30 protein-coding genes and 1 pseudogene are annotated in these 24,859 nt (G+C 68.5%); 14 read left to right on the forward strand and 17 right to left on the reverse strand.

The features are described from left to right. The first annotated feature begins 155 nt into the window (after positions 1-155). Positions 156-629 (forward strand): chemotaxis protein CheW, encoded by a 474-nt coding sequence (locus C457_RS06285; RefSeq protein ID WP_042662095.1) that lies wholly within the window; start codon positions 156-158, stop codon positions 627-629. Positions 630-668: 39 nt separating this feature from the next. On the opposite strand, the gene C457_RS06290 is transcribed toward C457_RS06285, so the two are convergent. Further along, positions 669-2,018 carry an MFS transporter gene (locus C457_RS06290; RefSeq protein WP_008092932.1) on the reverse strand — a complete coding sequence of 450 codons (1,350 nt, stop codon included), beginning with the start codon at positions 2,016-2,018 and terminating at the stop codon, positions 669-671. A 127-nt stretch (positions 2,019-2,145) separates the two neighbouring features. Between C457_RS06290 and C457_RS06295 the strand changes: the two genes are divergently transcribed. Together C457_RS06295 and C457_RS20860 are read left to right on the forward strand one after the other, a co-directional pair. Then, positions 2,146-3,738, forward strand: a complete 1,593-nt coding sequence (locus C457_RS06295) for a uracil-xanthine permease family protein (RefSeq protein ID WP_008092933.1) — start codon at positions 2,146-2,148, stop codon at positions 3,736-3,738. A gap of 69 nt (positions 3,739-3,807) precedes the next feature. Next, positions 3,808-3,960: pseudogene (locus tag C457_RS20860) on the forward strand (plastocyanin/azurin family copper-binding protein); the annotation flags it as partial. A 21-nt stretch (positions 3,961-3,981) separates the two neighbouring features. On the opposite strand, the gene C457_RS20575 reads toward C457_RS20860, so the two are convergent. Together C457_RS20575 and C457_RS06300 are read right to left on the reverse strand one after the other, a co-directional pair. Next, positions 3,982-4,119, reverse strand: coding sequence for a hypothetical protein (locus C457_RS20575; RefSeq protein WP_008092934.1), 138 nt, complete (start codon positions 4,117-4,119; stop codon positions 3,982-3,984). 89 nt (positions 4,120-4,208) lie between these two features. After that, positions 4,209-5,423, reverse strand: coding sequence for a mechanosensitive ion channel family protein (locus C457_RS06300; RefSeq protein ID WP_008092935.1), 1,215 nt, complete (start codon positions 5,421-5,423; stop codon positions 4,209-4,211). A gap of 96 nt (positions 5,424-5,519) precedes the next feature. Between C457_RS06300 and C457_RS06305 the strand changes: the two genes are divergently transcribed. The 3 genes from C457_RS06305 to C457_RS06315 all read left to right on the forward strand — a co-directional run bounded on the left by C457_RS06305 (position 5,520) and on the right by C457_RS06315 (position 6,952). Beyond that, a complete protein-coding gene (locus C457_RS06305) occupies positions 5,520-6,014 on the forward strand; it encodes a metal-dependent hydrolase (RefSeq protein WP_008092936.1) in 495 nt (164 codons plus the stop codon). A 77-nt stretch (positions 6,015-6,091) separates the two neighbouring features. Continuing rightward, on the forward strand, positions 6,092-6,673 hold the full coding sequence (locus C457_RS06310) for a peroxidase-related enzyme (RefSeq protein WP_008092937.1): 582 nt from the start codon (positions 6,092-6,094) through the stop codon (positions 6,671-6,673). An 84-nt stretch (positions 6,674-6,757) separates the two neighbouring features. Continuing rightward, positions 6,758-6,952: a cold-shock protein gene (locus tag C457_RS06315; protein ID WP_004967996.1), complete on the forward strand. Its 195-nt coding sequence runs from the start codon at positions 6,758-6,760 to the stop codon at positions 6,950-6,952. Positions 6,953-7,080: 128 nt separating this feature from the next. Here the strand turns inward: C457_RS06315 and C457_RS06320 are convergent, their stop codons facing one another. The 4 genes from C457_RS06320 to C457_RS06335 all read right to left on the reverse strand — a co-directional run bounded on the left by C457_RS06320 (position 7,081) and on the right by C457_RS06335 (position 12,283). Beyond that, positions 7,081-8,577, reverse strand: coding sequence for a cryptochrome/photolyase family protein (locus tag C457_RS06320; protein WP_008092941.1), 1,497 nt, complete (start codon positions 8,575-8,577; stop codon positions 7,081-7,083). 49 nt (positions 8,578-8,626) lie between these two features. Further along, positions 8,627-9,421, reverse strand: a complete 795-nt coding sequence (locus C457_RS06325) for a creatininase family protein (RefSeq protein ID WP_008092943.1) — start codon at positions 9,419-9,421, stop codon at positions 8,627-8,629. Between the two features lie 68 nt (positions 9,422-9,489). Then, complete coding sequence (locus C457_RS06330) at positions 9,490-11,097, reverse strand: acyl-CoA synthetase (protein ID WP_008092944.1); 1,608 nt, start codon at positions 11,095-11,097, stop codon at positions 9,490-9,492. A gap of 64 nt (positions 11,098-11,161) precedes the next feature. Beyond that, positions 11,162-12,283 (reverse strand): bactofilin family protein, encoded by a 1,122-nt coding sequence (locus tag C457_RS06335; protein ID WP_008092946.1) that lies wholly within the window; start codon positions 12,281-12,283, stop codon positions 11,162-11,164. 194 nt (positions 12,284-12,477) lie between these two features. Here C457_RS06335 and C457_RS06340 point away from each other — a divergent pair, with 194 nt between their 5' ends. Further along, positions 12,478-13,452: an aldo/keto reductase gene (locus C457_RS06340; RefSeq protein ID WP_008092948.1), complete on the forward strand. Its 975-nt coding sequence runs from the start codon at positions 12,478-12,480 to the stop codon at positions 13,450-13,452. A gap of 43 nt (positions 13,453-13,495) precedes the next feature. Continuing rightward, positions 13,496-13,990, forward strand: coding sequence for a hypothetical protein (locus tag C457_RS06345; RefSeq protein WP_008092949.1), 495 nt, complete (start codon positions 13,496-13,498; stop codon positions 13,988-13,990). Here C457_RS06345 and C457_RS06350 read toward each other — a convergent pair. From C457_RS06350 to C457_RS06360, 3 genes are read right to left on the reverse strand one after another with little or no spacing between them, the layout of a single operon-like run. Next, positions 13,966-15,183 (reverse strand): MFS transporter, encoded by a 1,218-nt coding sequence (locus C457_RS06350; protein ID WP_008092951.1) that lies wholly within the window; start codon positions 15,181-15,183, stop codon positions 13,966-13,968. The genes C457_RS06345 and C457_RS06350 overlap by 25 nt on opposite strands. A gap of 56 nt (positions 15,184-15,239) precedes the next feature. Beyond that, positions 15,240-16,301, reverse strand: coding sequence for an iron transporter (locus C457_RS06355; protein WP_008092953.1), 1,062 nt, complete (start codon positions 16,299-16,301; stop codon positions 15,240-15,242). Continuing rightward, positions 16,298-16,969 (reverse strand): SCO family protein, encoded by a 672-nt coding sequence (locus C457_RS06360; protein WP_008092955.1) that lies wholly within the window; start codon positions 16,967-16,969, stop codon positions 16,298-16,300. Before C457_RS06360 ends, C457_RS06355 begins: the two co-directional genes overlap by 4 nt. 144 nt (positions 16,970-17,113) lie before the next feature. Here C457_RS06360 and C457_RS06365 point away from each other — a divergent pair, with 144 nt between their 5' ends. Then, positions 17,114-18,412: a DUF7405 family protein gene (locus C457_RS06365; RefSeq protein WP_008092957.1), complete on the forward strand. Its 1,299-nt coding sequence runs from the start codon at positions 17,114-17,116 to the stop codon at positions 18,410-18,412. 39 nt (positions 18,413-18,451) lie between these two features. Here C457_RS06365 and C457_RS06370 read toward each other — a convergent pair whose 3' ends face one another. From C457_RS06370 to C457_RS06380, 3 genes are all read right to left on the reverse strand, one after another. Then, the gene (locus C457_RS06370) at positions 18,452-19,144 is read right to left on the reverse strand and encodes a cytochrome c biogenesis CcdA family protein (RefSeq protein WP_008092959.1); all 693 of its coding nucleotides are present in this window, start codon (positions 19,142-19,144) and stop codon (positions 18,452-18,454) included. After that, positions 19,144-19,719, reverse strand: a complete 576-nt coding sequence (locus tag C457_RS06375; protein WP_008092961.1) for a TlpA family protein disulfide reductase — start codon at positions 19,717-19,719, stop codon at positions 19,144-19,146. Before C457_RS06375 ends, C457_RS06370 begins: the two co-directional genes overlap by 1 nt. 133 nt (positions 19,720-19,852) lie before the next feature. Continuing rightward, positions 19,853-20,536 carry a DsbA family protein gene (locus C457_RS06380; protein ID WP_008092963.1) on the reverse strand — a complete coding sequence of 228 codons (684 nt, stop codon included), beginning with the start codon at positions 20,534-20,536 and terminating at the stop codon, positions 19,853-19,855. A gap of 192 nt (positions 20,537-20,728) precedes the next feature. Between C457_RS06380 and C457_RS06385 the strand changes: the two genes are divergently transcribed. Then, the gene (locus C457_RS06385) at positions 20,729-21,106 is read left to right on the forward strand and encodes a 2Fe-2S iron-sulfur cluster-binding protein (protein WP_008092965.1); all 378 of its coding nucleotides are present in this window, start codon (positions 20,729-20,731) and stop codon (positions 21,104-21,106) included. Positions 21,107-21,119: 13 nt separating this feature from the next. On the opposite strand, the gene C457_RS06390 is transcribed toward C457_RS06385, so the two are convergent. After that, the gene (locus C457_RS06390) at positions 21,120-21,695 is read right to left on the reverse strand and encodes an NUDIX hydrolase (RefSeq protein ID WP_008092967.1); all 576 of its coding nucleotides are present in this window, start codon (positions 21,693-21,695) and stop codon (positions 21,120-21,122) included. A 161-nt stretch (positions 21,696-21,856) separates the two neighbouring features. Between C457_RS06390 and C457_RS06395 the strand changes: the two genes are divergently transcribed. Then, the gene (locus C457_RS06395; RefSeq protein WP_008092969.1) at positions 21,857-22,069 is read left to right on the forward strand and encodes a hypothetical protein; all 213 of its coding nucleotides are present in this window, start codon (positions 21,857-21,859) and stop codon (positions 22,067-22,069) included. Positions 22,070-22,104: 35 nt separating this feature from the next. Next, entirely contained in the window at positions 22,105-22,533 is a 429-nt protein-coding gene (locus C457_RS06400; RefSeq protein WP_004977322.1) for an RNA-binding protein, read from the forward strand. A 42-nt stretch (positions 22,534-22,575) separates the two neighbouring features. Here C457_RS06400 and C457_RS06405 read toward each other — a convergent pair whose 3' ends face one another. Both C457_RS06405 and C457_RS06410 read right to left on the reverse strand, forming a co-directional pair. After that, entirely contained in the window at positions 22,576-23,139 is a 564-nt protein-coding gene (locus tag C457_RS06405) for a thioredoxin family protein (RefSeq protein WP_008092970.1), read from the reverse strand. Positions 23,140-23,220: 81 nt separating this feature from the next. Beyond that, positions 23,221-23,646 carry an EamA family transporter gene (locus tag C457_RS06410; protein WP_008092972.1) on the reverse strand — a complete coding sequence of 142 codons (426 nt, stop codon included), beginning with the start codon at positions 23,644-23,646 and terminating at the stop codon, positions 23,221-23,223. Positions 23,647-23,843: 197 nt separating this feature from the next. On the opposite strand from C457_RS06410, the gene C457_RS06415 reads away from it, so the two are divergent. Then, entirely contained in the window at positions 23,844-24,041 is a 198-nt protein-coding gene (locus C457_RS06415) for a DUF7501 family protein (protein ID WP_004063678.1), read from the forward strand. A 37-nt stretch (positions 24,042-24,078) separates the two neighbouring features. On the opposite strand, the gene C457_RS06420 is transcribed toward C457_RS06415, so the two are convergent. Further along, entirely contained in the window at positions 24,079-24,525 is a 447-nt protein-coding gene (locus C457_RS06420; RefSeq protein WP_004977317.1) for an ester cyclase, read from the reverse strand. 153 nt (positions 24,526-24,678) lie between these two features. On the opposite strand from C457_RS06420, the gene C457_RS20580 reads away from it, so the two are divergent. Continuing rightward, the gene (locus C457_RS20580) at positions 24,679-24,831 is read left to right on the forward strand and encodes a hypothetical protein (protein WP_162832765.1); all 153 of its coding nucleotides are present in this window, start codon (positions 24,679-24,681) and stop codon (positions 24,829-24,831) included. Positions 24,832-24,859: the final 28 nt, after the last annotated feature.

Consider the following 24,859-nt stretch of genomic DNA (forward strand, 5'->3'; position numbering starts at 1 on the left):
GTTGACCGCTCATCTACCTCCGAGGTTCGGAAATCGGGTATATAAACACTCGGCGAGGATAATCACGGCTGATAATCGGGTACGTATCTTTATACGCTGAATCTCACCACTCTGAAGCAGACAGGTGGCGGCGGATGTCGCCGCCGGGGATGACCATGCGACAAGATGCAATCACGACCGAGATGAGCGCGGACGAGACCGACGCGGAGGACTCCGCCGAAGAAGTACAGGTGCTGGAATTCCAACTCGGCCCGGAGACGTACTGCGTCGATATCGAGTACGTGAGCGAAATCGTCGACAAGGGCCAGCTCACGGCGGTTCCGAACGCGCCGGACTACGTCGAGGGCGTGATGGACCTCCGCGGGCGGACCACGTCAATCATCAACCCGAAGTCGCTTCTCAGCATCGACGACGAGGGCGAGTCGAAGCGCATCGTCATCTTCGACCCCAACAAGTTCGAAGACGAGGCCGCGACCGGCTGGCTCGTCGACGAGGTGTACCAAGTCGTGCGCGTCTCGATGGACGACGTGGAGGACCCGCCGCTCGAAAAAGACGACTCCATCGAGGGCGTCATCAAGCGCGACGGCGACCTCGTCGTCTGGATTTCGCCGGTGCACGCCATCGAGTAGGGACGTTCTGCGACCGGCCCCGCTCTCGTTTTCGAGAACCTAATCGGCGAGCGACTGCTCTCCCGCCGCGACGCCCCGCCCGCCGGTGAGTACCACCACGACGAGCGCACAACCCACGACGACGCCCGCGAGGCCGAACGCGGCGACGTAGCCGGCGGCGTCGGCGACGAACCCGCCGAGCGCCGAGCCGACCCCGCCGCCGAGGCTCGAAAGCGCCGTGTACGCGCCGAGGGCCTCCCCGCGAATCCGGTCGGGCGCGAGTCGCGTCACCATCCCGGTCGCCGTCACCGCGATGACCGCCCACGTGACGCCGATGACGAGGAACGTCGCGCCGAGGGTGACGAGCGCGGCGAGCGCCGCGAACTGCGTGCCGACGACGGCGACCGCCGGGAAGGCGAGTCCGCGGGTCGCCAGCGCGCCGGCCTGGAGGTGACGGGGGTCGTGTCGCGCCGCGAACGCGCCGACCTTCGCGTAGCTCACCGCCGACCCGAGACTCGACAGGACGAACAGAGCGAACACCTCGTCGGCGGACCGGCCGGAGCCGACGAGGTACGCGGGCAGCGGCCCGAAGAAGACCGAGAAGCCGACGAAAAACAGCGTCGCGGCCGCGAGGTACCGGAGGAGTTCGGGACTCATCCGCGCCCGGAGGTCGTCGAGGTCGAGGCTCTGGAGCGCCCAGTAGAGCCGCGAGGGACCGTACGGGACCGCGCGGACCGAACGCCCGACGAGGCCGCTCTGTCGGCGGATACTGGCCGACACACGGGCGAACCGCCGCGCCGACAGCGTCGAGCGTTCGGGGTACCAGACGCGGACGAGGACGGCACCGAGCGCGGCGGCGACCGCGGCCGCGACGAGGAACCGCCGCTGGACCGCGAGCGCGTCGAGACCGAACAGGCGCGGGGCCAGCGCCGACCAGACCGCGCCGACGACGAGGCCGCCGAGCCAGCCGTACCCCTGATAGTGGTTGAGGACGCCGAAGCGGCGGTCCCAGTCCTTCGACGGGACGCCCTCGACGACGATGAGGTTCAACACCGGCGCGGCCGCGGCGACGACGAACCACAACAGGGCGTTGGCGACGAGGACCGCGGCCGGCGACGACACGGTGGCCGTGAGGAAGAGCGCGCCGGCGGTCGCCACGAGCGCGACGAGGATGAACGGTCGCCTGCGCTTCGCGCGGGCGGCCAGCCGGCCCCAGAGCACCGCGCCCGGCGCGCCGGCGAAGGCGGCGGTCGCGGCGATGAGGCCGACGAACAGCGCGTTCGCTCCCAGTTCGATGGCGTACAGCGGGACGACGAGCGACGACGCGCCCACCGCGGCATAGCCCAGCGCCCAACCGAACAGCCACCGGTCGCGGTTCCCCGTCTTCGAACGTCCGTGTCGGTCGGTCACGCGTCACGAATGAAACCGGTGAAACAAAGTCGTTACCCCCCGAACGCGCGCGAAAAGCAGGACATATATAGTCTGAACAAAATCCTCGGACAACCATGCTCGGGAGCGAACCACCACACACGGGGGGATGGTCGTGACGGACGACTCCTCTCCCTCCTCGTTCGTGCAGTACGGTATCGACGACAAACCACCCCTTCCGACCGCTCTCCTTCTCGGCGCCCAACACTACCTCACCATGGTGGGCGCGAACATCGCCGTCCCCCTCATCCTCGCCGGAGCCCTCGGCATGCCCGCCGACGTGGTGCCGCGGTTCGTCGGGACGTTCTTCGTCGTCTCCGGCATCGCGACGTTGATGCAGACGACGTTCGGGAACCGCTACCCCATCGTGCAAGGGGCACCGTTTTCGATGCTCGCGCCGGCGCTCGCCGTCATCGGCGTGGCGACGGCGGCCGACCAATCGGGCATCGCATGGCAGAGCGCCCTCTTGCAACTGCAGGGTGCGATTATCGTCGCGGCCGTCGTCGAGGTGTTCGTCGGCTACTTCGGCCTGCTCGGACGCCTCCGGAAGTTCATCTCGCCGGTCGTCATCGCGCCGACCATCGCGCTCATCGGGCTGTCGCTTTTCAACGCCCCGCAGGTCGCGTCGGCGACTAACAACTGGTGGCTCCTCGGCCTGACGCTCGCGCTCATCGTCCTGTTCTCGCAGTACCTCGACACCGCGCACCCGGCGTTCAAGCTGTTCCCGGTGCTGCTCGGCGTCATCGTCTCGTACGTCGTCGCCGCCGGCCTCTCGGTCGCGGGCGTCATCGCCCCCGGCGCGGCGGGCTACGTGAACCTCCAGACGGTCGTCGAGGCCCCGGCGCTCATGACCATCTACCCCTTGCAGTGGGGCTTCGCGGGCGGCGCGGGGACGACGACGGTCGCGCTCCCCGTCGTGGGCTCGGTCGCCTTCGGCATCCCGCAGTTCACGACCTCCTTCATCATCGGAATGCTCGCGGGCGTCGCGGCCTCGATGGTCGAGTCCTTCGGTGACTACCACGCCGTCGCCCGGCTCTCGGGCGTCGGCGCGCCCTCGGAGCGCCGCATCAACCACGGCATCGGCATGGAGGGCGTGATGAACGTCTTCTCGGCCGTCATGGGCGGCAGCGGTTCGACCTCTTACTCCGAGAACATCGGCGCTATCGGCCTCACGGGCGTTGCCTCCCGCTACGTCGTACAGGTCGGCGCAGTCGTGATGCTCGTCATGGGCTTCGTCGGCTACTTCGGACAGCTCATCGCGACGATTCCCGACCCCATCGTCGGCGGCCTCTACGTCGCCATGTTCGGCCAAATCGTCGCCGTCGGCCTCTCGAACCTGAAGTACGTCGACCTCGACTCCTCCCGTAACGTGTTCATCGTCGGCGTCGCCATGTTCGCCGGCCTCGCCGTCCCCGCCTACATGGGCAACGTCGAGAGCGCGGCGGCGTTCCGCGAGGGGATGCGGCAGGTCGCGCTCGTGGGCCCCGTCCTCGGGACCCAACTCGTCGCCGACACGGTCTTCGTCATCGGCTCGACCGGGATGGCCGTCGGCGGCCTCATCGCCTTCTTCTTCGACAACACCATCTCGGGGACCCGCGCCGAGCGCGGCCTCGAAGAGTGGGAAGACACCGTCGAAGACGACGGCGACTTCGAGTCGGCGCTGGACCGCTTCCGCGGCGACGAGTCGGCGACGGCCGACTGAGCCGCCCTGACAATTTTTTAACTCGCAGTCGCTACCGCGGGATTCGCGGGCTGTAACGGCCAGTCGACCGAGAATTCGACCGCGGCCGAGACCGGATGGAGCGAGGGCAAGGGCGCGGTCCAGTCCTCCGTCCACACCTTCGAGATGGTCGGCAAGCACGCGTACTACTGCGTGCCTCACGAAGCCGCCGGCATGACAGGAACTATCGCCGTCGAGGAGTAGTCTCGTCGTCGAGGAGCAGGCTCAGGTCTCGTCGCGCCCGGTCCGCCCGAGCGCGACGAGCACGAGGTAGCCGACGAACCCGGCGACGAACAGCAAGGCCGGAATGGCGAAGGGACCGAACGTCTCGATGAGTCCGTCCACGGGACCGAGTTGGAGCATATCCAAGCCACGGCCGCGCTGCGGTTAACGTTCCCGGCGGGCGGTCATCGCGGGTGCTCCCGGCGGGCGCGGCGGACGGCTCCGGGCGCTCACTCGTCGTCGGCGCTGTCGTCTTCGTCCGTCGTCGCTTCCGCGTCCGCGTCCGCGACTTCGTCGGCCGTGCCCTCGCTCGCCATGTCGGGGGTGCGAGCCGGTTGCCGGACCCCACCGTTCGAGAGTCCGGCCGCGGGCGACTGCCGGGTCGCTTCGGTGTCCGTCGAGTGGACGTGAACGTCTCGCTGGGGGAACGGAATCCCGATGCCCGCGTCGTTCAGGCGCTTGTATATCTCGCGGTTGAGGTTGTGCGTCGCCTTCCCGCGCTTGAGCGGGCTGTTGACCCAACAGACGAGTTCGTACTCCAGCGCGTCGGGGCCGAACCGGCGGAACCGCGGCCGCGGACGCGGCGCGTCGAGGACAAGCGGCTCGTCGAGCGCGAGTTCGGTCAGCAACTCCTCGAACTCGTCCACGTCGGTTCCGTAGGCGACGCCGACCGGGACCTTCAGCCGGCGGCGGCGGTTCGGCGCGGACTCGTTGATGATTTTCGCGGCGTTGAGCACCGAGTTCGGCACCGTCACGAGCAGTTCGTCGCGGGTGAGAAGCGTGGTCGAGCGGATGCCGACCTTGACGACGGTGCCCGCCTCGCCGGAGTCGAGGACGACGTAGTCGCCGATTTTGTAGGTGTCGTCGAAGTACAGCGCGATGCCGCCGAAGAAGTTGGCGACGGTGTCCTTGGCGGCGAAGCCGACGGCGATGCCGGCGATGCCCGCGCCGGCGAAAAGCGGCGTGATTTCGATGCCCCAGATGTACAGCAGCGCGCCGACGGTACCGACCGAGACGACGATGGTCCAGACGTTCGAAAAGACGGGCGCGAAGTCGTAGCGACTGCCCTTGTCCTTGACCGCCTCGACGAGGCGGTTGACGAGGCGGTTGAGCGCCCACGCCCAGACGACGATGCCGACAGACAGCGACGGCAGGCCGAAGAAGTCGTTGAGCGTCGCCGAGTCGACGACGAGCGCCTCGGCGACCGCGGGGGCCCTGGAGAACAGGAAGATACCGGTCAACGAGACGGTGACGACGATAGGCCACCGAAGCTCTTGGACGACGATGTTGTCGAGCGAGGTCTCGGTTCGGCTGGTGTACTGAAACAGGAGGCGGATGACCACCTTCTCCATGACGAACGCGCCGCCGACCGAGATGAGAAGCACGAGGGCCGTCACCTCAAGCGCCGACAGGCCCGAGAGAAACGACGAGAGGTGTTGGCTCATGCGACGGAAATCGCGGCCACCGGGGATAACGATTGCTCCGCTGACGGTCGCGGAGGCCGAAAGGTTTTGTTCGCCGCGGGCGCGAGGGCACACCAGATGTACCGATTCGGTCACTGGGGCGTCTCGCTCCTCGTGTTCGCCCCGGTCGGCTTCGCGCTCGTGCAGGCCGGCCGCCCGGAACTCGCCTTCGTCGCCGGCGCGGCGATGTGCTGGCTGGCGATGCTCCCCGACTACGACATGCGCGTCCCCGGCATCTCCCACCGCGGGCCGACCCACACGGTCCTCTTTGCGGCCCTCGTCGGCGGCGTCGGCGGCGGCGGCGCGTACCTCCTCGCCAGCAACGCCGGCCAACCCGAGGCCGCGGCGACGGCGCTCGGCGCGTTCGGCTTCGCCGTGGGCGCGCTCACCATCCTCGCGCACCTTCTGGCCGACGTGCTCACGCCGGACGGCATCCGCCCCCTGTGGCCGCTTTCGTCCCGGAAGTTCACGCTCTCGTTGTGGACCGCGGACAACACCGTCGCCAACTACGGCCTGTTCGCCGTCGGCGTGTTCGCCGTGGCCGCGGCGGCGTACCTCTCGGTCGCGCTCTGAGCGACCCCGAACGCGAGGCGTCGAGCGCCCCGCGAACCTGAGGAATCGTTAAGGTCCGCCCGGGAGAGCGGAGACGCATGGACGACGACGCCATGCGCCGCTTCCCGGTGCCCGACCGCGACGACCTCCCGGACGACCTGCGCGAGCGCATCGACGACGAGACCGAGCGCGCCGGTTTCACCCCGAACGTCTTCGCCGCGTTCGCGTACAAGCCCTCGCACTTCCGGCCCTTTTTCGAGTACCACGACGCCCTCGTCGAGGACACCGACCTCGAACGCCACGAGGTCGAGATGATAATCGTGGCCGTCTCCGGCGTCAACCACTGTTACTACTGCAACGTCGCCCACGGCGCGCTGGTCCGCATCTACGCGAAAGACCCGCTGCTCGCGGACCAACTGGTCGCCAACTACCGCACCGCCGACATCCCCGAGAAGCACAAGACGATGCTCGACGTGGCGGTGAAACTCACTGAGTCGCCCGCCGAGGTCGGCGAGGACGACCTCCAGCGACTCCGCGACGCCGGCTTCTCCGAGGAGGCGGTCTGGGATATCGGCGCGGTCACGGCCTTCTTCAACCTCAGCAACCGCATGGCGATGTTCGCCGACATGCGGCCGAACGAGGAGTTCCACACGCTCGGCCGAGAGCCGCGCGACGACTGACTCGAAGGATAGTAAACAGTACCACGGTCAGTGGTAGCAATCGGCGGAATCCTTATGGCCGATAGCGGTGCATTTCGACACGCAATGGCGAAAGGTAAGGTTGCATTCTTCAAGTCCTCCGGCGGCTACGGCTTCATCGAGACCGAAGACCACGACGACGACGTGTTCTTCCACATGGAGGACATCGGCGGCCCCGACCTCGAAGAGGGCCAAGAAGTGGAGTTCGACATCGAGCAGGCCGACAAGGGCCCGCGAGCGGTCAACGTCACGCGACTCTGAGTCCGGCGCGTTCCGGCCGACGGCGACTCGACAGCGAACAGCGTTCTGCATTATCACCCGTCGAGCCGCGGCGCTCGCGCCCCGCGGTCGCCGGTCTCGGGCGGGTCGTGGCCGCTCCTTGCACTCTCTCAGAGCGTCCCCGCCCGGCCCATCCGCCGAATCTCGTCGGCCCGCGCCCGGATGGCGTCCCACTCCTCGTCGTCCTTCCGGTCGACGTGAGAGTACATGAGTCCCATCCGACCCGTTCCCCGGAGGCGTTCTTCGTTCTCCTTCAGGAAATCCCAGTAGAGCGCGTTGAACGGGCAGGCGTTCTCGCCGGTCGTCTTCGACACCGCGTAGGGACACGACGAGCAGTAGTCTGACATCTCGTTCACGTAGTTCCCCGAGGAGGCGTAGGGCTTCGATGAGAGCACGTCGGTGGCGAACGACCCCATGGCGACCACGTTCGGGGTCGTCACCCAGTGGTACGCGTCGACGAAACCGAGGTGGAACCAGCGGTCGAGTTCCGCCGGGTCGACGCCGTAGACGAGCGCGAAGTTCGAAAGCACCATCAGGCGCTCGATGTGGTGGGCGTAGCCGCGGTCGCGGACGTGGCCCACGGCCTCCGAGAGACAGCGCATGTCCGTCTCGGCGGTCCAGTACGCCTCCGGGAGCGATTCGGTCTGGTCGAGTTGGTTCGCCGCGGCCAACTCGGGCATCGACCGCCGGTAGACGTGCCGCACGAACTCCCGCCAGCCGAGAACCTGCCGCACGAACCCCTCGGCGCTGTTGATCGGGGCGTCGCCCGCCTCGTAGGCCTCCTCGACGGCTTCGACCGCCTCGCGCGGGTGGAGCAGGCCGAGGTTGATGGCCGCCGACAGCAGGGAGTGACAGAGCGCCCACTCGCCGTCGACCATCGCGTCCTGATACGGGCCAAACTCGGGGAGGCGGACCTCGACGAAGTGCGACAGCGCCTGTCTCGCCGCCTCGCGCGTCACCGGCCAGACGAACGGTTCTGGCGACCCCCACGCGTCCGGGTAGCGCTCGCGGACGAACTCGATGACCTCCCGTGTCGTCTCGTCCGGTTCGAACCGCGGTGCTTCAGGCGGCGTCCACCCCTCCGGCGGCGTCTCTCGATTGTGGTCGTCGTAGTTCCACTCGCCGCCGGCGGGGTCGTCGCCGTCCATCAAGACGCCCGTCTCCCGGCGGGCGTGCCGGTACCAGTGTTCCTGTCGGTAGGTGTCGGCGTCGCCGGCCCAGTCGTCGAAGTCGGCCGGCGTCGTGAGAAACAGGTCGTTCTCGACGAGGGTGAGCGACCCGCCGCGGGCGGCGACGAGTTCCCGAAGCCGCTCGCCCGCCCCGTGGCTCGGCGGGTCCATCACGACGAGGTCGTCGCCGGGCGCGGCGTCGAAGTAGCGGTCGAGCCCCTCGCCGAACGTCTCGGCTTCGACGTAGGTCACCTCGGAGCCGCGCTCGCGGAGGTCGTCGCGGAAGTGCCGCATCGCCGAGAAGACGAGCGCGAGCTTCTGGGGGTGGTACGGCAGTCGGTCGCCGAAGCCGTGCGCCTCTATCATCAGCACGCGGTCGTCGGACTGGAGCGGCGCGGCCGACGGGTCGAGTTGGTCGCCGAGGACCCAGACGGTCATAGGCGTCCCTTCGGCGGCGGAGAAAAGAGCGTGTCGGCCAGTCGATGGGTCAGCGACGCGAGCCCGGTTGCGGGTCGACGTGCGCGGGCGCGAGCAGGTCCTCAATCGGCTGGTCGTCGAGCCACGACAGCAGGCGGACGAGCTGGTCCGTCGCGGCCTCGAACAGTTCCTCGCCGGCCGCCGGCGACGCGTCGGTCTGGTCGCCGAAGACGCCGTTTTCGGAGTTCTCGACGGCGTCGTAGAAGGTCCGCGCGCCGTGTTCGCGGAGGTGCTCGTCGCCCAGGTCCACGACGCCGTCGTCGCGGGCGGCTTCGAGTTCGCCCTCGCGGACGAGGTCGCGGGCGATGTGCATAATCATCGAGGTCTCCTTCGGCCCGCCGTGGGGGCCGGGGTGGTCGAACAGGTCCGTCACCAGGTCCGGAATCGACTCGTCCCACATCCACTCGATGGCGTACATGGTGCCGTCGTCGCGGAGGCGGCGACCGACCTCCCGGAGGTGCTGGACGTTGCCGCCGTGGGCGTTGACGAACACGACCCGGTCGACGCCGTGGTACGCGAGGTTCCGCGTCATCGACTCCACGTAGTCGCGGAACTGCGGCGCGTCCACCCACATGGTCCCGTGGAACTGGCGGTGGTGCGGGCTGACGCCCACGTTGACGGTCGGCGTGCAGAGGTAGCCGGTCCGGTCGGCCGCCTCGCGGGCCAACGCCTCCGCGATGAGGTGGTCTGTGGCGAGCGGGAGGTGCGGGCCGTGCTGTTCCGTCGAGCCGAGCGGCACGACCGCGAGCGACGATTCGGCCACGTAGTCGCCGAGTTCGGGCCACGTCTGGTCCGCGATGTACATGGGCGTCACCAAGCGACGACGCCTAAAGAAAGGTGACAAAGGGGAAATGGGTTCCCGGTGGACGCGGCTCAGTCCCGTTCCTGCGAGCGCAGTTCGATGCGGCGAATCTTCCCCGAGGAGGTCTTCGGCAGTTCCGCGACGAACTCGATTTCGCGCGGGTACTTGTACGGGGCCGTCTGTTCTTTCATGAACGCTTGGAGTTCGTCGACGAGGTCGTCGGAGCCCTCGTAGCCGTCGATGAGGACGACGAACGCCTTGACGATACTCCCGCGCTCCTCGTGGGGGCTGGCGACCGCGGCGGCCTCGGCGACCGCCTCGTGGGAGACGAGCGCGTCTTCGACCTCGAAGGGGCCGATGCGGTAGCCCGCCGAGATGATGATGTCGTCGGCGCGGCCCTCGAAGAAGAAGTAGCCGTCCTCGTCACGGGAGGCGAGGTCGCCGGTCCGGTAGTAGTCGCCCGAGAACGTCTTCTCGTCGAGATTCGGCTTCTCGTAGTAGCCGTCGAAGATACCGGGACAGCCGACCGGGACGGCGATTTCGCCGATTTCGTCGACGCCGACCTCCGCCTCGTTCTCATCGATGATGGTCGTGCCGAGGCCGGGCGTCGGCTTGCCCATGCTGCCGGGTTTCACGTCGATGCCGGGGTAGTTCGTGAGGAGCGCGACCGTCTCGGTCTGGCCGTAGCCGTCTCTCGGGATGACGCCGAACGCCTCGCGGAACGCCTCGATGGGTTCGCGGTTGAGCGGTTCGCCCGCCGACAGCGCCTCTTTCAGTCGGAGGTCGTACGAGCCGAGGTCGCGCTGGGCGAACATCCGGTACTGGGTCGGGACGGCACAGAGACGGGTGACGCCCTCTTCTTCCATGATGTCGAGGAACGTGTCCGGTTCGAAGTCGCCGCGGTAGACGAACTGGGTCGCGCCGGTCGTCAGCCCGACGCCGACCGGGCTCCAGAACCACTTGGCCCAGCCGGTTCCGGTCGTCGCCCAGAGCAGTTCGTCGGAGAGGTCGTCGTCGGCTGTGACGCCCCACCAGTAGGGGGCGTTGACGAGTTCGAAACAGCGCATCCAGCGGTGGCGGTGGCGGACCGGCTTGGGCTGGCCGGTCGTCCCCGACGTGTAGTTGATGGACATCGGGTCTTCGGCCCGGAGGTCGGGGCCGTCGTGGTCGGCGGACTCGTCGGAGACGAGGTCAGAAAACGAGGTCCAGCCGTCGGCGTCGCCGCCGAGGACGACGAAGTTCGAAAGCGGCGTCTCGTCGCGCACCTCGTCGACCATGCCGACGAGCGACTCGTGGACGACGGCGGTCGTCGCCTCGCAGTCGTTCGCGCGGAACGCGATGTCCTTGGGCTTGAGCATCGAGGAGCTGGGAACGAGCAGCGCGCCGCGCTTGAGCGCGCCGAGCTGGACGGCGAACACGTCGGGGTCGCGGGGAAGCAAGTGGATGAGCCGGTCACCCTTCCCAACGCCCATGGATTCGAGCGCGTTGGCGAAGCGGTTCATGTCGTCCCGGAGGTCGCCGTAGGTCCGCTCCTCGCGGCCGCCGTCGGCGTCGCGGAACTTCAGGGCGACGCGGTCGCCGAAGGCGTCGGCGTGCGATTCGATGACCGCGGGGATGTTGTAGTCCTCGGGGATGTCCCACTCGAACGATTCCGACTCGGTCTCGTACTCGACTGCCATGGCTCGACAGACAGAACAGACCATAATAATTGTTCGTCCGGGTTGGGCAGGGGCGGCCGAGCCGTCAGGCCATCGGCGAGCCTTCTTGGGGGCCCTCACCGGGGGCGCTCACGCCCTCGTCACCGTCGTCGCCGGACTCCCCGCGGAGCGCCAGCGCGAACGCGCCGAGACCCACGAGGAGGACGACGAACTCGAGGACGCCCCCCAGGGGGACGAAGTCGAGGACGGCGAGGACGAACAGGCCGGCGAACAGCGCGGCCCAGCGGTTGTCGTAGTCCGCGAGCGACAGGAGCCACGTCCCGAGGACGAGCGCCCCGTAGATGCCCGCGACCCAGAGGGCGAGCAGGAAGCCGACCCCGCCGGCCAGCGAGAGCGGGATGCCCACGATGGTCAACAGCAGGAGCAGCAGGACGATGGGTATCGCGACGATGGCGAGGAGGCCGACGCCGCCGCTCCGCACGGCCTTCTTCGTCCCGAGGCCCGTCACGCGGCGGGCGAAGTCGGGAGCGACGAGGACGATAATCGCGCCGAGGACGAAGTTGGCGAGCAGCCAGTAGCCCGAGACCACCCAGCCGGGGATGACCGGGGCTTCGAACTGGCCGAACTGGAACGGCGCGCCGGCGACGACGGGACTGGCGACCACGAGGTCGTCGACCTGTCGCACGCCGCCGTCGACGACGGCCGCGGAGTCGATGCTGGCGGTCGCCGCGTCGTATTCGAGCGAGCCGCCGACCCGAGCGGTCGGGCCGACAGCGAACTCGTCGGCCCCGACGCGGACGTTACCGGCGACCGCGCCGTCGAGCTGGACGGTGCCGCCGGCGGCGTCTAACGACCCGCCGATGTCGGCGGTGTCGCGGACGAACACCGCGCCGCCCGCGAGGCTCACGTCGCCGCCGACGGTCCCTTCGAGGGTCGCGGAGCCCGCGACGCCGTCGAGGTTCCCGTCGACGGTTCCGGTCTCAGTCAGGAGGACGGTCCCGGCGGTCGCCGACACGTCGCCGGTCACCGTCCCGGCGATGACGACCGTGCCGCCGACCGCGTCGAGGTCGCCGTCGACGGTCTCGCCTTCGCCGACGACGACGGCCCCGCCGGCCGCCGGGCCTTGCTGTGCGGCCGCGACGCCCGCGAGCGACCCCACCACGAGGAGGCTCAGGAGGACCGCGACCAGTTGTTTCGTTGTGAACATCGGAATCACCGAGGCAACGCCTCGGATGAATGATACGACTCGCAGCGGCATAAATCGAGAGAGACGGTTTCAAACCCCGAGAAACGGCCGTTTTACCTGAATCTCGTGAGTCGACGACCGGACGAGAAGGGGGCGTCCCCCACCGCGGCTACCGCTTGGTCCATCTTTTTGCCGACTCGCGGGGATGTTTCGGCATGGAGTACACGACGCTCGGAGACACCGGCATGGAGGTCTCCCGCATCTGTCTCGGCTGTATGAGCTTCGGCACCCCGGAGTGGCGCGAGTGGGTCTTAGAGGAGGAGGCGGGCCTCGAACTGGTCGACCGCGCCATCGAACTCGGTATCAACTTCTTCGACACCGCGAACATGTACTCGAACGGGGAGTCCGAGCGCGTCCTCGGGAAGGCGCTGGAGGGCCGCCGAGACGAGGCCGTCGTCGCCTCGAAGGTGTACTTCCAGATGGACGAGGACGACCCGAACTCCGGCGGTCTCTCGCGGAAGGCCATCGAGCAGGAACTCGACAACTCGCTGGAACGCCTCGGGATGGACAGCCTCGACCTGCTGCAGATTCACCGCTACGACGACGACACGCCCATCGAGACGACGATGCGCGCGCTCGACGACGCGGTCCGCCGCGGGAAGACGCGCTACGTCGGCGCGTCGTCGATGTGGGCCCACCAGTTCGCCGAGGCGCAGTACACCGCCGACTCGCTCGGGTTGGACCGCTTCGCCACGATGCAGAACCACTACAACCTGCTCTACCGCGAGGAGGAACGCGAGATGCTCCCCCTCTGCGAGAAGCAGGGCGTCGGCGTCATGCCGTGGTCGCCGCTCGCCCGCGGCTACCTCACCCGCCCCCACGAGGAGTTCGAGGCGACGACCCGCGGTCGGACCGACGAGCACGCCAAGGGCCACCCGTACTTCGAGGGCGGCGGCCGCGAGGTGAACGAGCGCGTCGAGGAACTCGCCGACGAGAAGGGCGTCAAGATGGCGCAACTCGCGCTCTCGTGGGTGCTCCACAAGGACTGGGTCGACGCGCCCATCGTCGGCACGAGCAGTATCGAACACCTCGAAGACGCGGTCGAGGCCCTCGACATCAAGCTCTCGGGCTCCGACATCGACTACCTCGAAGAACCCTACCAGCCGGTCCGCGTCTCCGGGCACGACTAGGTCCAAGGGAAACAGCCTTCAGCGCCCGCCGAGAGCGTCGGTTGTGTACCGGACACTCGCTCGAATCGCCCGCGACGAGCCGGAGACGGCGATTCTCGGCGTCGAGTCGCTCTTCGCGGCCGGCGTCCTCCTCGGCGTCGCGCTGACGCTCGTCTCGCCGCTCGCGTCGTCGCTACCGCTGGCCGACGTCGGCTTCGGGCTCGCGGCCGCCGCGACGCTCCTGCTGACGGCCGTCTCGCTTCTGGCCGCGTCGCGGCGAATCGCCCTCCTTCTCACCGGCCGCGGCGGCCTGCGAATCGAGACGTTCTGGCGGCTCCTCGAACTGATGCTCGCGTTTCTCGTCGCCGGCATCGTCGCGTTCGCCGTCCAACTCGGCGAGTTCGCGGCGACCGTCCCCGACCCGCGGGGCGGCGGCGTCTTCGTCGGCCTGTTCTTGGCGTTCGTCCTCGCGGGCGTCGGCCTCGCCGTCGTCGTCTGCCTCCGCGGGATGTGGCTCGTCGTGAACGCAGAACTTCAGTCGGCGCTCGACGGGGTCTGAGTCGCGTCGATGCCGTCGAGCCGCTTCACCGCCCGGAGCGCGACGAGCGCGATGGCAACCTCGGCGAAGCCGACGACGAGGAACGACGGGAGGTAGCCGACCACGTCGGCGACGACGCCCCCGACGAGGAAGCCGGCGAGGAAGCCGAGGCTCCCGAAGACGTTGAACCCGCCGAGGGCCGCCCCGCGCTCGCCCGACTCGGCGAGGTCGGTCACGAGCGCCATCGTCGCGGGCGCGACGAGCGCGCCGAAGACGCCGACGACGACCATCAGGCCGGCCGCGAGTTCGAAGACCGGTGCGAGCCCGACGGCGATGATGGCCACCCCGTAGAGCATCGACCCCGCGACGACGGGGACGAACCGGCCGACGCGGTCGGACAGCGACCCGAGGGGGTACTGCAGGAGCGCGAAGGGGACGAAAAAGAGCGCCAGCACCCCGCCCGCGACGGCGGCGCTCACGCCGAACACCTCGCGGAAGTAGTACACTCCGACGAGGGCGAAGAAGCCGGCCGTCATGCGGTCGATGAAGCCGAAGGCATAGGGGACCGCGAACGCCGGGCGCGCGGCCAGTTTCTTGAGGACGACGCCGACGCCCACGCGGGTCGAATCGGGCGTCCGGTCGGTGACGGTCGTGACGAGCAGCGCGACGGCGGTGAGCGACGCGGCGGACGCGTACAGCGGCGCGAGCGGGTCGATGGTAGTGAGTTGGCCGCCGACGACCGAGCCGAGCGCCGCACCGAGACCGATGGCGATGCCCGCCGCGCCCATGTTCCGTCCGTTGCCCCCCGAGAGGTCCGCGAGCATCGTAATCGACAGCGAGAACGCCCCGATTGTCATCGCGCCGCCGACGAAGCGGACTGCGAGAACTGCTCCGAACGTCGCGTCGAGCCACGGGAGCGTAGCGAGCGCGAGGAGCGCGACGTAGCTGGCCGCGCCGCCGACCGCGCCCGCGACGATGAGCCACGTCCGCCGACCGAGGGCGTCCGAGAGCGCGCCCCAGACGCTGGAGAAGGCGACGAACGAGGCGAACTCCGCGACGAGAAACAGCATCCCGGCCGAGAGGTCGTACTCCCCCTGTCCGCCGCCGAGTGCGGTCACGAGGTCGGAGACGCCCGGGTAGAGGAGCACCTGCGAGACGAGGACGCCCCAGACGGCGAGGGCGAGTGTCGCTCGTTCGCGGCGCGTCGAGTCCATACGGGGTCGGTCGGTCCGGACGAAAATAGCCCTGTCCTTGTTCGACTCGGTTGCCGTTACCCGAGGCGGACGGGGTCGAATTCGAGAAAGGCCGTCTCGTATCCCTCGTGGCGGGCGACCTGCGGCGGCACGTCCACCGCGAGGTCCGCGGTCGCGTCGTCGCCGGCGAGCCCCGGAACCGTCGCGCCGTAGTGGAAGCCGAGGTCGGCGTCGAGGCCGGGTTCGAGTCGACCGTCGAAGCGGGTCGACCCGCCGGACGCGACGGTCCCGGTGAGCCCCAGTCGCGGGACGAGAAGGCGGTTGTAGGGCGTCTGCGGGGAGACGGCCAGATACGGGTCGTCGCCGAAACGGTCGGCGTCGAGGACGGTGCCGACGAGTCGGAGACTGCCCGTCGTCGCCGACCCGAGCGCCGTCCCCGGAAGCGTCTCAGGGGCGCGGCCGAGCGGAAGCCCGTCCATCTCCATCGGCTTGACCGCGCCGGGGTCGCCCTGCTGGTCGTCGAGCATCGTGTACTGGATGTCGTCGCGGTCGCGGGCGCTGTACTCGAAGTCGAGCGTCGCGGTCGCGGGGGAGTCGAACCGCCCGTCGAGGTCGCCGAACAGGCGCAGCGAGGGCGCGCCCACGTCCACCGTCACCTCGTAGGTCCCGTCGCCGTCGAGGCCGAAGTTCGAGCCGTAGTGAAAGCCCATCCGCTGGGAGAGCATCGCGTAGACGACCTCCTCGCTCACGAGGTCGCCGTCGCGGGCGATTTCGAGCGAGAGACCGGTATCGGGGACGACGACGCCCGTCTCGGCGTCCCAGACGGCGGCCATGAGATGTACGTCGTCGCCGGCCTCGACCGAGATTTTCGACGTGCCGAAGCCGTCGCCCTCGTCGGACATCACCCAGAACCGGTGCGGATAGCTGTAGAAGACCCCCACCCGGAGGCCGCCGGCGTCCGCGCTCCCGACCATGCGCATCCCCTCGGTGTGGGTCGGGACGTACACCTCGTCGGGGCGGTTCGAGACGACCGGCGGTTCGTTCGACGTGTAGAGTCGACCGAGTTCGGCGAGACAGCCGGAGAGCCCGGCGGTTGCGACGGTCCCGCTCGCCGCGAGAAACCGACGCCGACTCGTCATGCCTCCCGGAGCGCGGTGAGGTCGTCGATGAGCGTCTGTTCGTCCGGTTGGTTGCCGCGGTAGGTCCGCTCGACGTAGCCGTCGCCGTTGACGAGCGAGACGAGTCCGAGGTGGGTGAACATGTAGTTGCCCTCGTCGTTCGGCTCGTTCTTCTGGAAGAAGACGCCGAACTGGTCTTCGACGACCGACTTCGCCTCGGACTCGTCGGCGGGCCGGAGGAAGTGCCAGTTGCCCGCGTCCATGTCCACGTTCATCTGGTCGGCCTCCGCGCGGAAGGCGTCGGCGTCGTCGCGGGCGGGGTCGAACGTGATGGGGTAGAACGACACCTCGTCGGCGTAGCCCTCGCTGACCGAGTGAATCTGGACCTCGCGGAGCGCGCTGATGAGGACCGGACAGACGGTCATGCAGTTGGTGAAAAAGTACGTGTGGAAGTGCGGCACGTCGATGTTGCGCACGGACACCTCGGCCCCCGCGATGGGGTCCGAGAGCGTCACGTCGGGAACCTGCTGGCCCCACGCCGGGTAGGGGAGGTCCTCACTGGACACGTCGTTCTCGCGGTCGGGCTTCGACAGCGAGACGTTCGGATTGGCGTCGCCGCCGCCGAGACAGCCAGCGAGACCGAGCGCCGCGCCCGCCCCCGCGGCGCGGAGATACGTTCGTCGTTTCATTACCCTCGCTAGCGGCCCGGTACTCAAATGCCGTTTGGTGTGCGTTTCGAACGCCAGCGCGCGTGTTCTCGTTCCGCACGACCGCGGCGAAATCTTCGACGCACACACCAGAACGGACTTCCCCGCGAGGTCCTTAGCCGAGGTATGTTCGACGGGTCTCCGTCCCGCCGGGAGTTCCTGAAGGCCGCGGTCGCCGCCGGCGGCGCGGCGGCGCTCTCCGCCTGCCTCGACAGGGCACCGGACGACCCCGTCCCGGCGGGGACCGACGCGTTCGAGACGCTCCCGAGCAGACAGCACGCGTGGAACGAGTTCTGCCGGGCTGACGACCACGGCAACGTCGAGATGCCTCGGCATCAGGTGCTTCTCTACCTCGACCTCGCTGGCGAGGGACCGCCCGCCGAGACCGACCGCGAGACCGTCGAGAACGCCTTCCGCGTCCTCGACCGCGCCTACGAGCGGCGCCACGAGGGAGTCATCTGGTCGGTTGCCTACTCCCCGCGGTACTTCGACCGCTTCGACGACCCGCTCCCGGCGAGTGTGGACCTGCCCGAACCGCGGGCGCTGTCGCCCTTCGAGACGCCCGAGTTCGACCGGCAGGACGCGCTCGTCCACCTCGCGTCCGACCGCGCCGACGCGGTCCTCGAAGCCGAGCAGGCGCTCCTCGGCGAGGTCGACGAGGCCAACGGCATCGCCGTCGACGCCGACCTCTCGGGGGTCTTCTCGGTCGCCTCCAGACGGACGGGCTTCGTCGGGGCCGGCCTCCCGGCAGAACACCAGTCCGACCTGAACGGCATCCCCGACGGGAACCCCGTCCCCGAGGAGTCGCCGCTGTTCATGGGGTTCAAAGCCGGCTTCGCCAAGAATCAGGCCACCGAGGAGTACGTCACCATCGACGACGGGCCGTTCGCGGGCGCGACCACGAAGCACGTGGCGAACGTCCGCCAGCGCCTCTCGGACTGGTACGACGAGGAAGACCGCTACCACCGGGTCATGAAGCTATTTTCGCCGGAACACGCCGAACAGGGACTCGTCGAGGGCGTCGGCGACAACCTCGGCGACGACAGCGGCATCGACGCGATGCTCGACAGCCTCCGCGACGACGCCTTCGAATTCGGCCACGTCGGCCACGCCCAGAAGGCCGCCCGCGCCAACCGCGACGACGAGGGCAACGTCAGACTGCTCCGTCGGCACTTCGAGTCGGCCGACGACGGCGTGGCGAGCCTGCACTTCCCGTCGCTCCAGCGCGGCATCTCCGAGTTCGAGGCGGTCCGCGAGGCGATGAACGGCACCGACCTGACCGACGTGCCGACCGTCCGCCAGCGCGTCAACAACGGGATTTTAGAGTACATCTTCGTCAAGCGCCGCGGCAACTTCCTCGTGCCGCCGCGGGAGATTCGGTCGCTGCCGACGCCGACCGGCGAGGTTCCGGGGCTGGACGACTGAGGCGAGCGCCCCCGGTTACGTGTTCAGCCAGTCGCGCCCTCAGACGTGTCCCAAGAACGACAGCGCCAGCCAAATCTGCCAGAGACCGGCGAGCACCATCGCGACCGCGGCGACCTTCTGAATCCATCCGACGTAACCCGAAAACAGACGGGCGAGTCCGTCGCCGAGCGCGGCCGCGACGGTGACGACCGCCAGCGGGAGCGCCGCGGCGGCGGCGTAGGCTCCGAGCGAGACGACCGCCTGCGGGGTCGGGAGCGCGAGCGATTGCGTGACGACGCCGAGAAAAATCGGGACGACGCAGCCGGCCGCCGCGAGGCCGTACACCCCGCCGAAGACGGCGAAGCCGGTCACGGACGACCGGTACTCCGGGAGGACGACGTGGAGGCTCGGCGCGCGACCGGTGAACATGAGGACGCCGAAGCAGACGAGCGCCGCGCCGACGAGCGGTTCGAGGAGCGCGAGGTGCGAGGCGATGCGGCCGCCGACGACGGCGAGCGCGCTCCCGATAGCGCCGAGAACGACCAGCGCGGCGAGCGATGCGACCGACCCGCGGACGGCCGCACCGCCGAGGTCGGCCTCCTCGCGGGAGAGGTAGTAGCCGACGTAGCCCGGGAGAAGCGGGTAGGCGCAGGGCGCGAAGAAGGTGGCGACGCCCGCGCTGACGGCGAACGCGAGCGTGCCGGCGAATCCGGGGTCGAGTCCCAGCACGGGACCGAGACCGAACCCGGGCATCAGGCGACGTCCTCGACGGCGGCGCGGAGGTTCTCCTCGCTGGCGAGGCCGCGGTGCGTCCACGCTATCGAGCCGTCGGCGTCGAAGACGACGAGATATGGGAGGCCGTTCGCGCGGACCGCGCGCATCAGGGCGCTTTCGGGGTCGTGGCCGACCGTCCAGTTCCCGTCGTGTTCCGCCCACCACTCTCGGATGTCGTCCATCGTGAGGCCGCCCCCGAGGCGCTCGTTCGTCACCGAGACGAACGCCACGTCGTCGCCGAACTCCTCGTGGAGCGTCCGAAGCGACTCCATCTGGGCGACGCAGGGCGCACACCACGTCGCGAAGAGGTCGAGGACGGTCGGCGTCCCGTCCGCCGGGATTCGAGCCTCGCCGGCCGACGACCCCTGCGCCTCCACGGTGTCGACGACGAGCGGGAGGTCGCCGGACCCGGACGACGCGCTCTCCGAAGTCGTTCCGGCGGTCGTCTCGGCCGTCTCAGTCGCCTCCGCGGGTGCGGACCCGTCGCCGAGACAGCCAGCGAGGCTGGCGACACCCGCGCCCGCGAGAAGAGAGAGGAGGGCGCGTCGTCTCACCGGTCGTCACCTCGTCGGCGTCGGCGGAGCGGTCGCGTCGCGTGCATACTCGTGGCTAGTGAATCTCGCCGTAAAGCATCGCTGGTGTCGTGCGCGAATCCCGCGCGAGAGGTGGTGTGGGCGTCGAATCCGATTACCGGGCGTTCTCGACGGCGCTCTGGAGGTCGGACCACCGCGGCGCGACCTGCTCGCCGTCGACGAGGACGGTCGGCGTCCCCTGGAATCCGCGCTCGTCGACGGCTTCGGTCCGCTCGGCCTCGACGAGCGGGCGGTAACGCTCCCGGGAGGCGGCCGCGGCGACCGAACAGCCGTCGAGGTCGGCGTCGTCCGCGAGCGACCGGAGCGTCGAGAGCGAGCCCTCGGCGTCGCCGCCGGTGAACTCCGATTGGTTCTCGTAGAGCGTGTGGGCGAAGTCGAAGAAGGTCTCGTCGTCGGCCTCGTCCTGGACGGCGCGGGCCGCCGAAGCGCCCTTCCACGACCACCAGTCGTCGACCGGAATCGGGAAGTCGTGGTGGCGGTAGCGGACGACGCCCTCCGAGACGTACTCGGACCGGAGTTGCGGGGCGACGTCGACCGCGAACGTCGCGCAGTGAGGGCAGGCGAAGTCCTCCCAGACGTCGACGACGACGCTCGCGTCCTCGGCCCCGATAACGGGCGTGGGGAGCGAATCGACCGTGTCGCGCGCGGGGACCTCGCAACCGATGGCGGCGACGGCTTCGTCGCCGGAACCGCCGCTTCCGCCGCCGAGACAGCCGGCGGTTCCCAGCGTCAGCGCACCCGCCGTGGCGGCGAGGTACGCGCGTCGTGTGTTGCGCATGGTCGGATTCGGGGACGGACGAACTTAGATTCTCCGAGGCGAATCGGGGAGTTTCGGACGCCATTGCCGCTTTTCGTGGTTCGGTTCGGGAACCGCGGCGGCGCGGCGGTGGACGGTCGGCGGCCCTTTGCCGGCCCTCCCCGTCGCCGCTCGAACGACACCGCTTAAGCCTCGCGTGGCGTCACCCAACACGTGCCAACCGTCCACTTTCGCGGCCGGGAAATCGCGTGCGACCGCGGGGACGTGCTCCGTGACGTGCTTCGAGCGGCCGGCGAGCCGCCGCACAACGGTCACTCGTCCTGGTTCAACTGCCGCGGCGGGGGCTCGTGTGGCACCTGCGCCGTCCGGGTTCGCGGCCCCGTGACCTATCGGACGAAAAAGGAGCGCCGCCGGCTCCGGTTCCCACCGCACGACTCCGACTCGGGGCTCCGACTCGCGTGCCAGACGGTCGTCCTCGGCGACCTCTGGGTGGAGAAGTACCCCGGGTTCTGGGGCCAACGCGTCGAAGCCGACGAGAGCGAAACAGGAGCTGTGCAGGACGCGGAAGACGCGCAGGAACCGACCGACTGAGCCGGCGGCCCGGTCAGTCGCCGGCGACGTGGTCGTACCACGACAGTAGGTCGTCGCGGTCGCGGGTGTCTGGCGGGAGCTCCGAGACGCGGAACCACTGCGCGGCCGAGATTTCCTCGTCGGGGTCGTTCACGCTGAGCTCCGCGGCCTCGTCGGCGCGGGCGCGGTAGACGGGCATCACGCCCCACGTCTGGTGGCCGTCGCAGCGGATGTCGACGCGGGTGGCCATCGCGAGACCGCCGTAGTCGGCGGTGATACCGGCCTCCTCGGCGAGTTCGCGCCGGGCGGCCTCGGTGAACCCCTCGTCGCCGTCGACGCCGCCGCCGGGGAGGACCCAGAGGCCGACGCCCTCGTGGCGGACGAGCAGTATCTCGTCGTCGCGGCGGCGGACGACGGTGTGGACGCCGTAGGGCGTCCCCGTGGACTTCACGCGGGCGGCGAGCGTGCGAAACCGCGGGCGGGAGACGCGGCGGGTGTGGACCGGTTCGAGGTAGTCGGCGTCGGCGTGGCTCCGGCGCAGGCGGTGGTACGCCTGCTCGGCGCGCTGTCGCGCCTCGTCGGCGAGGAACCACAGGTCGTCGACCGTCATCGGCGCGCAACCGGCGGTCGATGAGCGAGCGGGCGACTCGGCATAGTTCACGGTTCGGCGCGGCTCCACAAATCGGCTTCGACACGCGCCGTCGCAAGGTGGAGCCGGCGAGTTCGCGGCCAATCATCGCCCTTTTATCCGGTGACGCGGAACCTGTGCGTATGAGCTTCGAGAAAGACGACAAGGTCGTTCTGCACGACAAGCACAGCGAGTTCGACGGCGAGACCGGTACGGTCACGCAGGTCATCGAGAGCATGTTCGGCGAGCCGACCTACACCATCAGCTTCGACGAGGGCCAGGAGGTCGGCATCGCGCAGGACCAGCTCGAAGCCGCCGACGCCGACGACGAAGCCGACGAAGCCGACGAAGAGTAAGCGACCGACACCGACCGACGCCTCTTAGACCCACTATGCCACGCGTTCCGTTCCACTACATCGACCTCCGAACGTTCTGTTACGAGACGGAAGACGAAAAACGGGTCGAGGAGGCGCTGCGGACGTTCCTCCCCGACGAGTTCGATGTCGACCGCGTCGAGAGCACCGGCCACCACGGCGACCGCATCATCGTCTTCTCCGCGCGCGTCGAGCGCGCCAACGACGTGCGGCACGTCCTCGCCAAGATTCGCGACCTCCCCGACTTCGAGACGCTCCTCGACGAACTCGACCAGCGCGTCACGGACAACACGGAGTTCTTCCTGCGGTTGGACAAACAGGCCGCGTTCAAGGGCGAGGCCCGCCGCGGCGGCGGGCTCACCCTCCGCGCGAAAGTCGAGGCCTACCCGGCGAAGAAAGAAGCCGCGGTGGAGAACGCCCGGGAAGCCCTCCTCGGCGACGAGTAGGGCCGTCCGCCAGTCGTTCGAACCGGTTCCGAGTGCGCTATTTTACTGGTCTTTCCACTTGATGGAACAGCCCTGCGAGGGGGACTCCTCGACGGGGATGTCGTCGCCGGCGAGGAGCGCCTCGACGGCCGTGCGCATCTCGTAGTCGGTCACCTCGTCGTCGGGACTCATCGCGTCGTCGATGCGGGAGTGGAACGCGAGTTCGAAGCCGTCGCCGGTGTTCTCGAAGAGGAACGGGTCGGGCGTGCAGACCGCGCCGTACTCGGCGGCGACCACCTGCGACTCGTCGCGGAGGTAGGCGGTGTACCCAATCGTGCCGTCCTCGACGAGTTCCTGCATCTTCTCGAAGGAGTCTTCGGGGCGGTCCTCGGCGTCGTTCGGGTTGATGCCGACGACCGCGAGGTCGTCGTCGGCGCTCGCGAGGTGGTTCAGCTCCTCGAACTTCGCCTTCGCGTACGGACAGTGGTTACAGGTGAAGACGACGAGGAGCGCGTCGTAGTCGGCGAACGACGAGAGGGAGTACGTCTCGCCGTCGGTGCCGGGGAGTTCGAAGTCGGGTGCGGCGTCGCCGCGTTCGAGTTCGGAGTCGGATTCCAGGAGTACCATGTCAGCGCGTTGGCTCGCGAGCATCAAAAGCGGTTGGCCCGCGGCAGTTCCGCGTCGCCTTCATCGGCTCCGTGACGCCCCTCAGTCGATGGAGACGAGGGCGATTGCGAGGACGGCGAAGGCGATACCGGCCGCCTTACGAACCGTCAGCGGCTCGCCGAGCGCGACGATGCCGACGACCGACGAAATCGCGAGGAACATCCCGAAGATGGGGGCGACGATGGAGACGGGGCCGAGCGCGAGCGCCCGGTAGTACGAGAGGATGCCGACCGCGAGACAGGCACCGGCGGCGAGGACGTAGGGGAGTTTCGAACTCACGACCGAGTCCGTGACGCTCTGCCCGGAGACGACGATGACCCCGACGGTTCCCACGACGAGCACGGTGTTGGCGACCAGCGCGGCCACGTCGCTCGGAATCTTCCCCTGTCCCGTCGTCGCCACTTTCATCAGCGGCGCGACGAGGGAGTAGGCCCCGAGCGCGACGACCGCCCACGAGATGTAGTTCACGGATAACACCGAGGTCCGAGTCGTGTATAGGGTTACGATTCGGGGTCGAAACCGCGTGAACGAGCCGGAATAACACGGGGACGGAACTGGGGAACTCAGTTTAGAATCAAGTACAAAATATGGTTTCAAGTAGACGAAGGAGACCATATACAGCCCACGTGCAAATTTTTATCAAGTATTATCGCATATTGGTGTGTATGTCTCAGGAAGTACAACCCTCGGTCATCGCGCACACGTGGGACGACCCGACTCGGTGTCCGTTCTGTCTCGACGAACTGGAGAGCGAAGGAGAGGGGTTCATGGACCACCTCGAAGAGAGCCCCATCTGTCAACAGGGGTTCGGCATGTGGCGCGACGCGGTCGCCGACGACGTTCGCGGCGAGTGGTCCGGATAGGCGTCCAAAAACGGTCGTTTTTCGCGACTCGGTCGGCTCACTCGGGAGCGACGCCGAGTTGCGACAGCATGGTCATGATGTCGGTGCTGTTCCACTCTTCGACGCACAGTCCGCCCTCGTAGCGCGCCTGTACCATACCCCACGTGTCCATCTTGCGGTGGGTCGCGGGGATGTCGCCGCGGGCGCTTCGGAGCGTCCCGTCGTGGGTGCCGGTCAGGTGATACCGTGCGTACACGCTGTCGTCTCGCGCCGCCACGTCGAACAGTTCCACGTGGAAGTCGGAGAAGGCGTCGTGGTACCGCCGCGCCCACTCCTCGACCGCGTCGGTCCCGATGATGCCGTCGGGGTCAGAGAAGGCGTGGACCTCGACCAGCGGGTCGTACTCCTCTCTGATGACCTCGTAGTCGCGTTTGTTCCACAGTTCGTCCGCCACGCGCAGGAACGACGCTCGGTGCTGTTGTTCTTTCTCGGATGTTGCAGCCATTTCTACCACCGCTCGGAGAGACGGCAGACAGCGGCTTAGTTATGGATTCTTGGCATCATGAACGTGGCCGGAGAAGGGAACCGACGGCACCCCCAAGCTCCGTCGACGCCGAAGTGTCAATAGAACTATCGCCGCGGAGACGGAATCGCGGATATGTCCGCTACTGTCTCGCCGATTGCAGTGTTCGTTCCGGCGCTCGCCTTCGGCGGCGCGGGGTTCGCGTTTCTGGGGCCGTTCGGTGCCGGGTTCGGCGCGGTCGTCGGCATCGCGCTCGGGGTGCTCGTGGGTCGAGGGGACGAGTACTGAGCACGAAGCGCCGGAGTGACCGCCGCGA

It is taken from the genome of Haloferax prahovense DSM 18310, assembly GCF_000336815.1.
GTDB lineage: Archaea > Halobacteriota > Halobacteria > Halobacteriales > Haloferacaceae > Haloferax > Haloferax prahovense.

Bases quoted from the DNA above. Each gene is read 5' to 3' on its own strand.
- C457_RS06390 (WP_008092967.1), bottom strand. From the start codon at position 21,695: ATGACGGTCGACGACCTGTGGTTCCTCGCCGACGAGGCGCGACAGCGC.
- C457_RS06310 (WP_008092937.1), top strand. From the start codon at position 6,092: ATGGACGACGACGCCATGCGCCGCTTCCCGGTGCCCGACCGCGACGAC.
- C457_RS06365 (WP_008092957.1), top strand. From the start codon at position 17,114: ATGTTCGACGGGTCTCCGTCCCGCCGGGAGTTCCTGAAGGCCGCGGTC.
- C457_RS06355 (WP_008092953.1), bottom strand. From the start codon at position 16,301: ATGACGAGTCGGCGTCGGTTTCTCGCGGCGAGCGGGACCGTCGCAACC.
- C457_RS20580 (WP_162832765.1), top strand. From the start codon at position 24,679: ATGTCCGCTACTGTCTCGCCGATTGCAGTGTTCGTTCCGGCGCTCGCC.
- C457_RS06405 (WP_008092970.1), bottom strand. From the start codon at position 23,139: ATGGTACTCCTGGAATCCGACTCCGAACTCGAACGCGGCGACGCCGCA.
- C457_RS06300 (WP_008092935.1), bottom strand. From the start codon at position 5,423: ATGAGCCAACACCTCTCGTCGTTTCTCTCGGGCCTGTCGGCGCTTGAG.
- C457_RS06370 (WP_008092959.1), bottom strand. From the start codon at position 19,144: ATGCCCGGGTTCGGTCTCGGTCCCGTGCTGGGACTCGACCCCGGATTC.
- C457_RS06315 (WP_004967996.1), top strand. From the start codon at position 6,758: ATGGCGAAAGGTAAGGTTGCATTCTTCAAGTCCTCCGGCGGCTACGGC.
- C457_RS06380 (WP_008092963.1), bottom strand. From the start codon at position 20,536: ATGCGCAACACACGACGCGCGTACCTCGCCGCCACGGCGGGTGCGCTG.
- C457_RS06340 (WP_008092948.1), top strand. From the start codon at position 12,478: ATGGAGTACACGACGCTCGGAGACACCGGCATGGAGGTCTCCCGCATC.
- C457_RS06305 (WP_008092936.1), top strand. From the start codon at position 5,520: ATGTACCGATTCGGTCACTGGGGCGTCTCGCTCCTCGTGTTCGCCCCG.
- C457_RS06395 (WP_008092969.1), top strand. From the start codon at position 21,857: ATGAGCTTCGAGAAAGACGACAAGGTCGTTCTGCACGACAAGCACAGC.
- C457_RS06420 (WP_004977317.1), bottom strand. From the start codon at position 24,525: ATGGCTGCAACATCCGAGAAAGAACAACAGCACCGAGCGTCGTTCCTG.
- C457_RS06320 (WP_008092941.1), bottom strand. From the start codon at position 8,577: ATGACCGTCTGGGTCCTCGGCGACCAACTCGACCCGTCGGCCGCGCCG.
- C457_RS06360 (WP_008092955.1), bottom strand. From the start codon at position 16,969: ATGAAACGACGAACGTATCTCCGCGCCGCGGGGGCGGGCGCGGCGCTC.
- C457_RS06295 (WP_008092933.1), top strand. From the start codon at position 2,146: ATGGTCGTGACGGACGACTCCTCTCCCTCCTCGTTCGTGCAGTACGGT.
- C457_RS06350 (WP_008092951.1), bottom strand. From the start codon at position 15,183: ATGGACTCGACGCGCCGCGAACGAGCGACACTCGCCCTCGCCGTCTGG.
- C457_RS06400 (WP_004977322.1), top strand. From the start codon at position 22,105: ATGCCACGCGTTCCGTTCCACTACATCGACCTCCGAACGTTCTGTTAC.
- C457_RS20575 (WP_008092934.1), bottom strand. From the start codon at position 4,119: ATGCTCCAACTCGGTCCCGTGGACGGACTCATCGAGACGTTCGGTCCC.
- C457_RS06285 (WP_042662095.1), top strand. From the start codon at position 156: ATGCGACAAGATGCAATCACGACCGAGATGAGCGCGGACGAGACCGAC.
- C457_RS06335 (WP_008092946.1), bottom strand. From the start codon at position 12,283: ATGTTCACAACGAAACAACTGGTCGCGGTCCTCCTGAGCCTCCTCGTG.
- C457_RS06330 (WP_008092944.1), bottom strand. From the start codon at position 11,097: ATGGCAGTCGAGTACGAGACCGAGTCGGAATCGTTCGAGTGGGACATC.
- C457_RS06325 (WP_008092943.1), bottom strand. From the start codon at position 9,421: ATGTACATCGCGGACCAGACGTGGCCCGAACTCGGCGACTACGTGGCC.
- C457_RS06415 (WP_004063678.1), top strand. From the start codon at position 23,844: ATGTCTCAGGAAGTACAACCCTCGGTCATCGCGCACACGTGGGACGAC.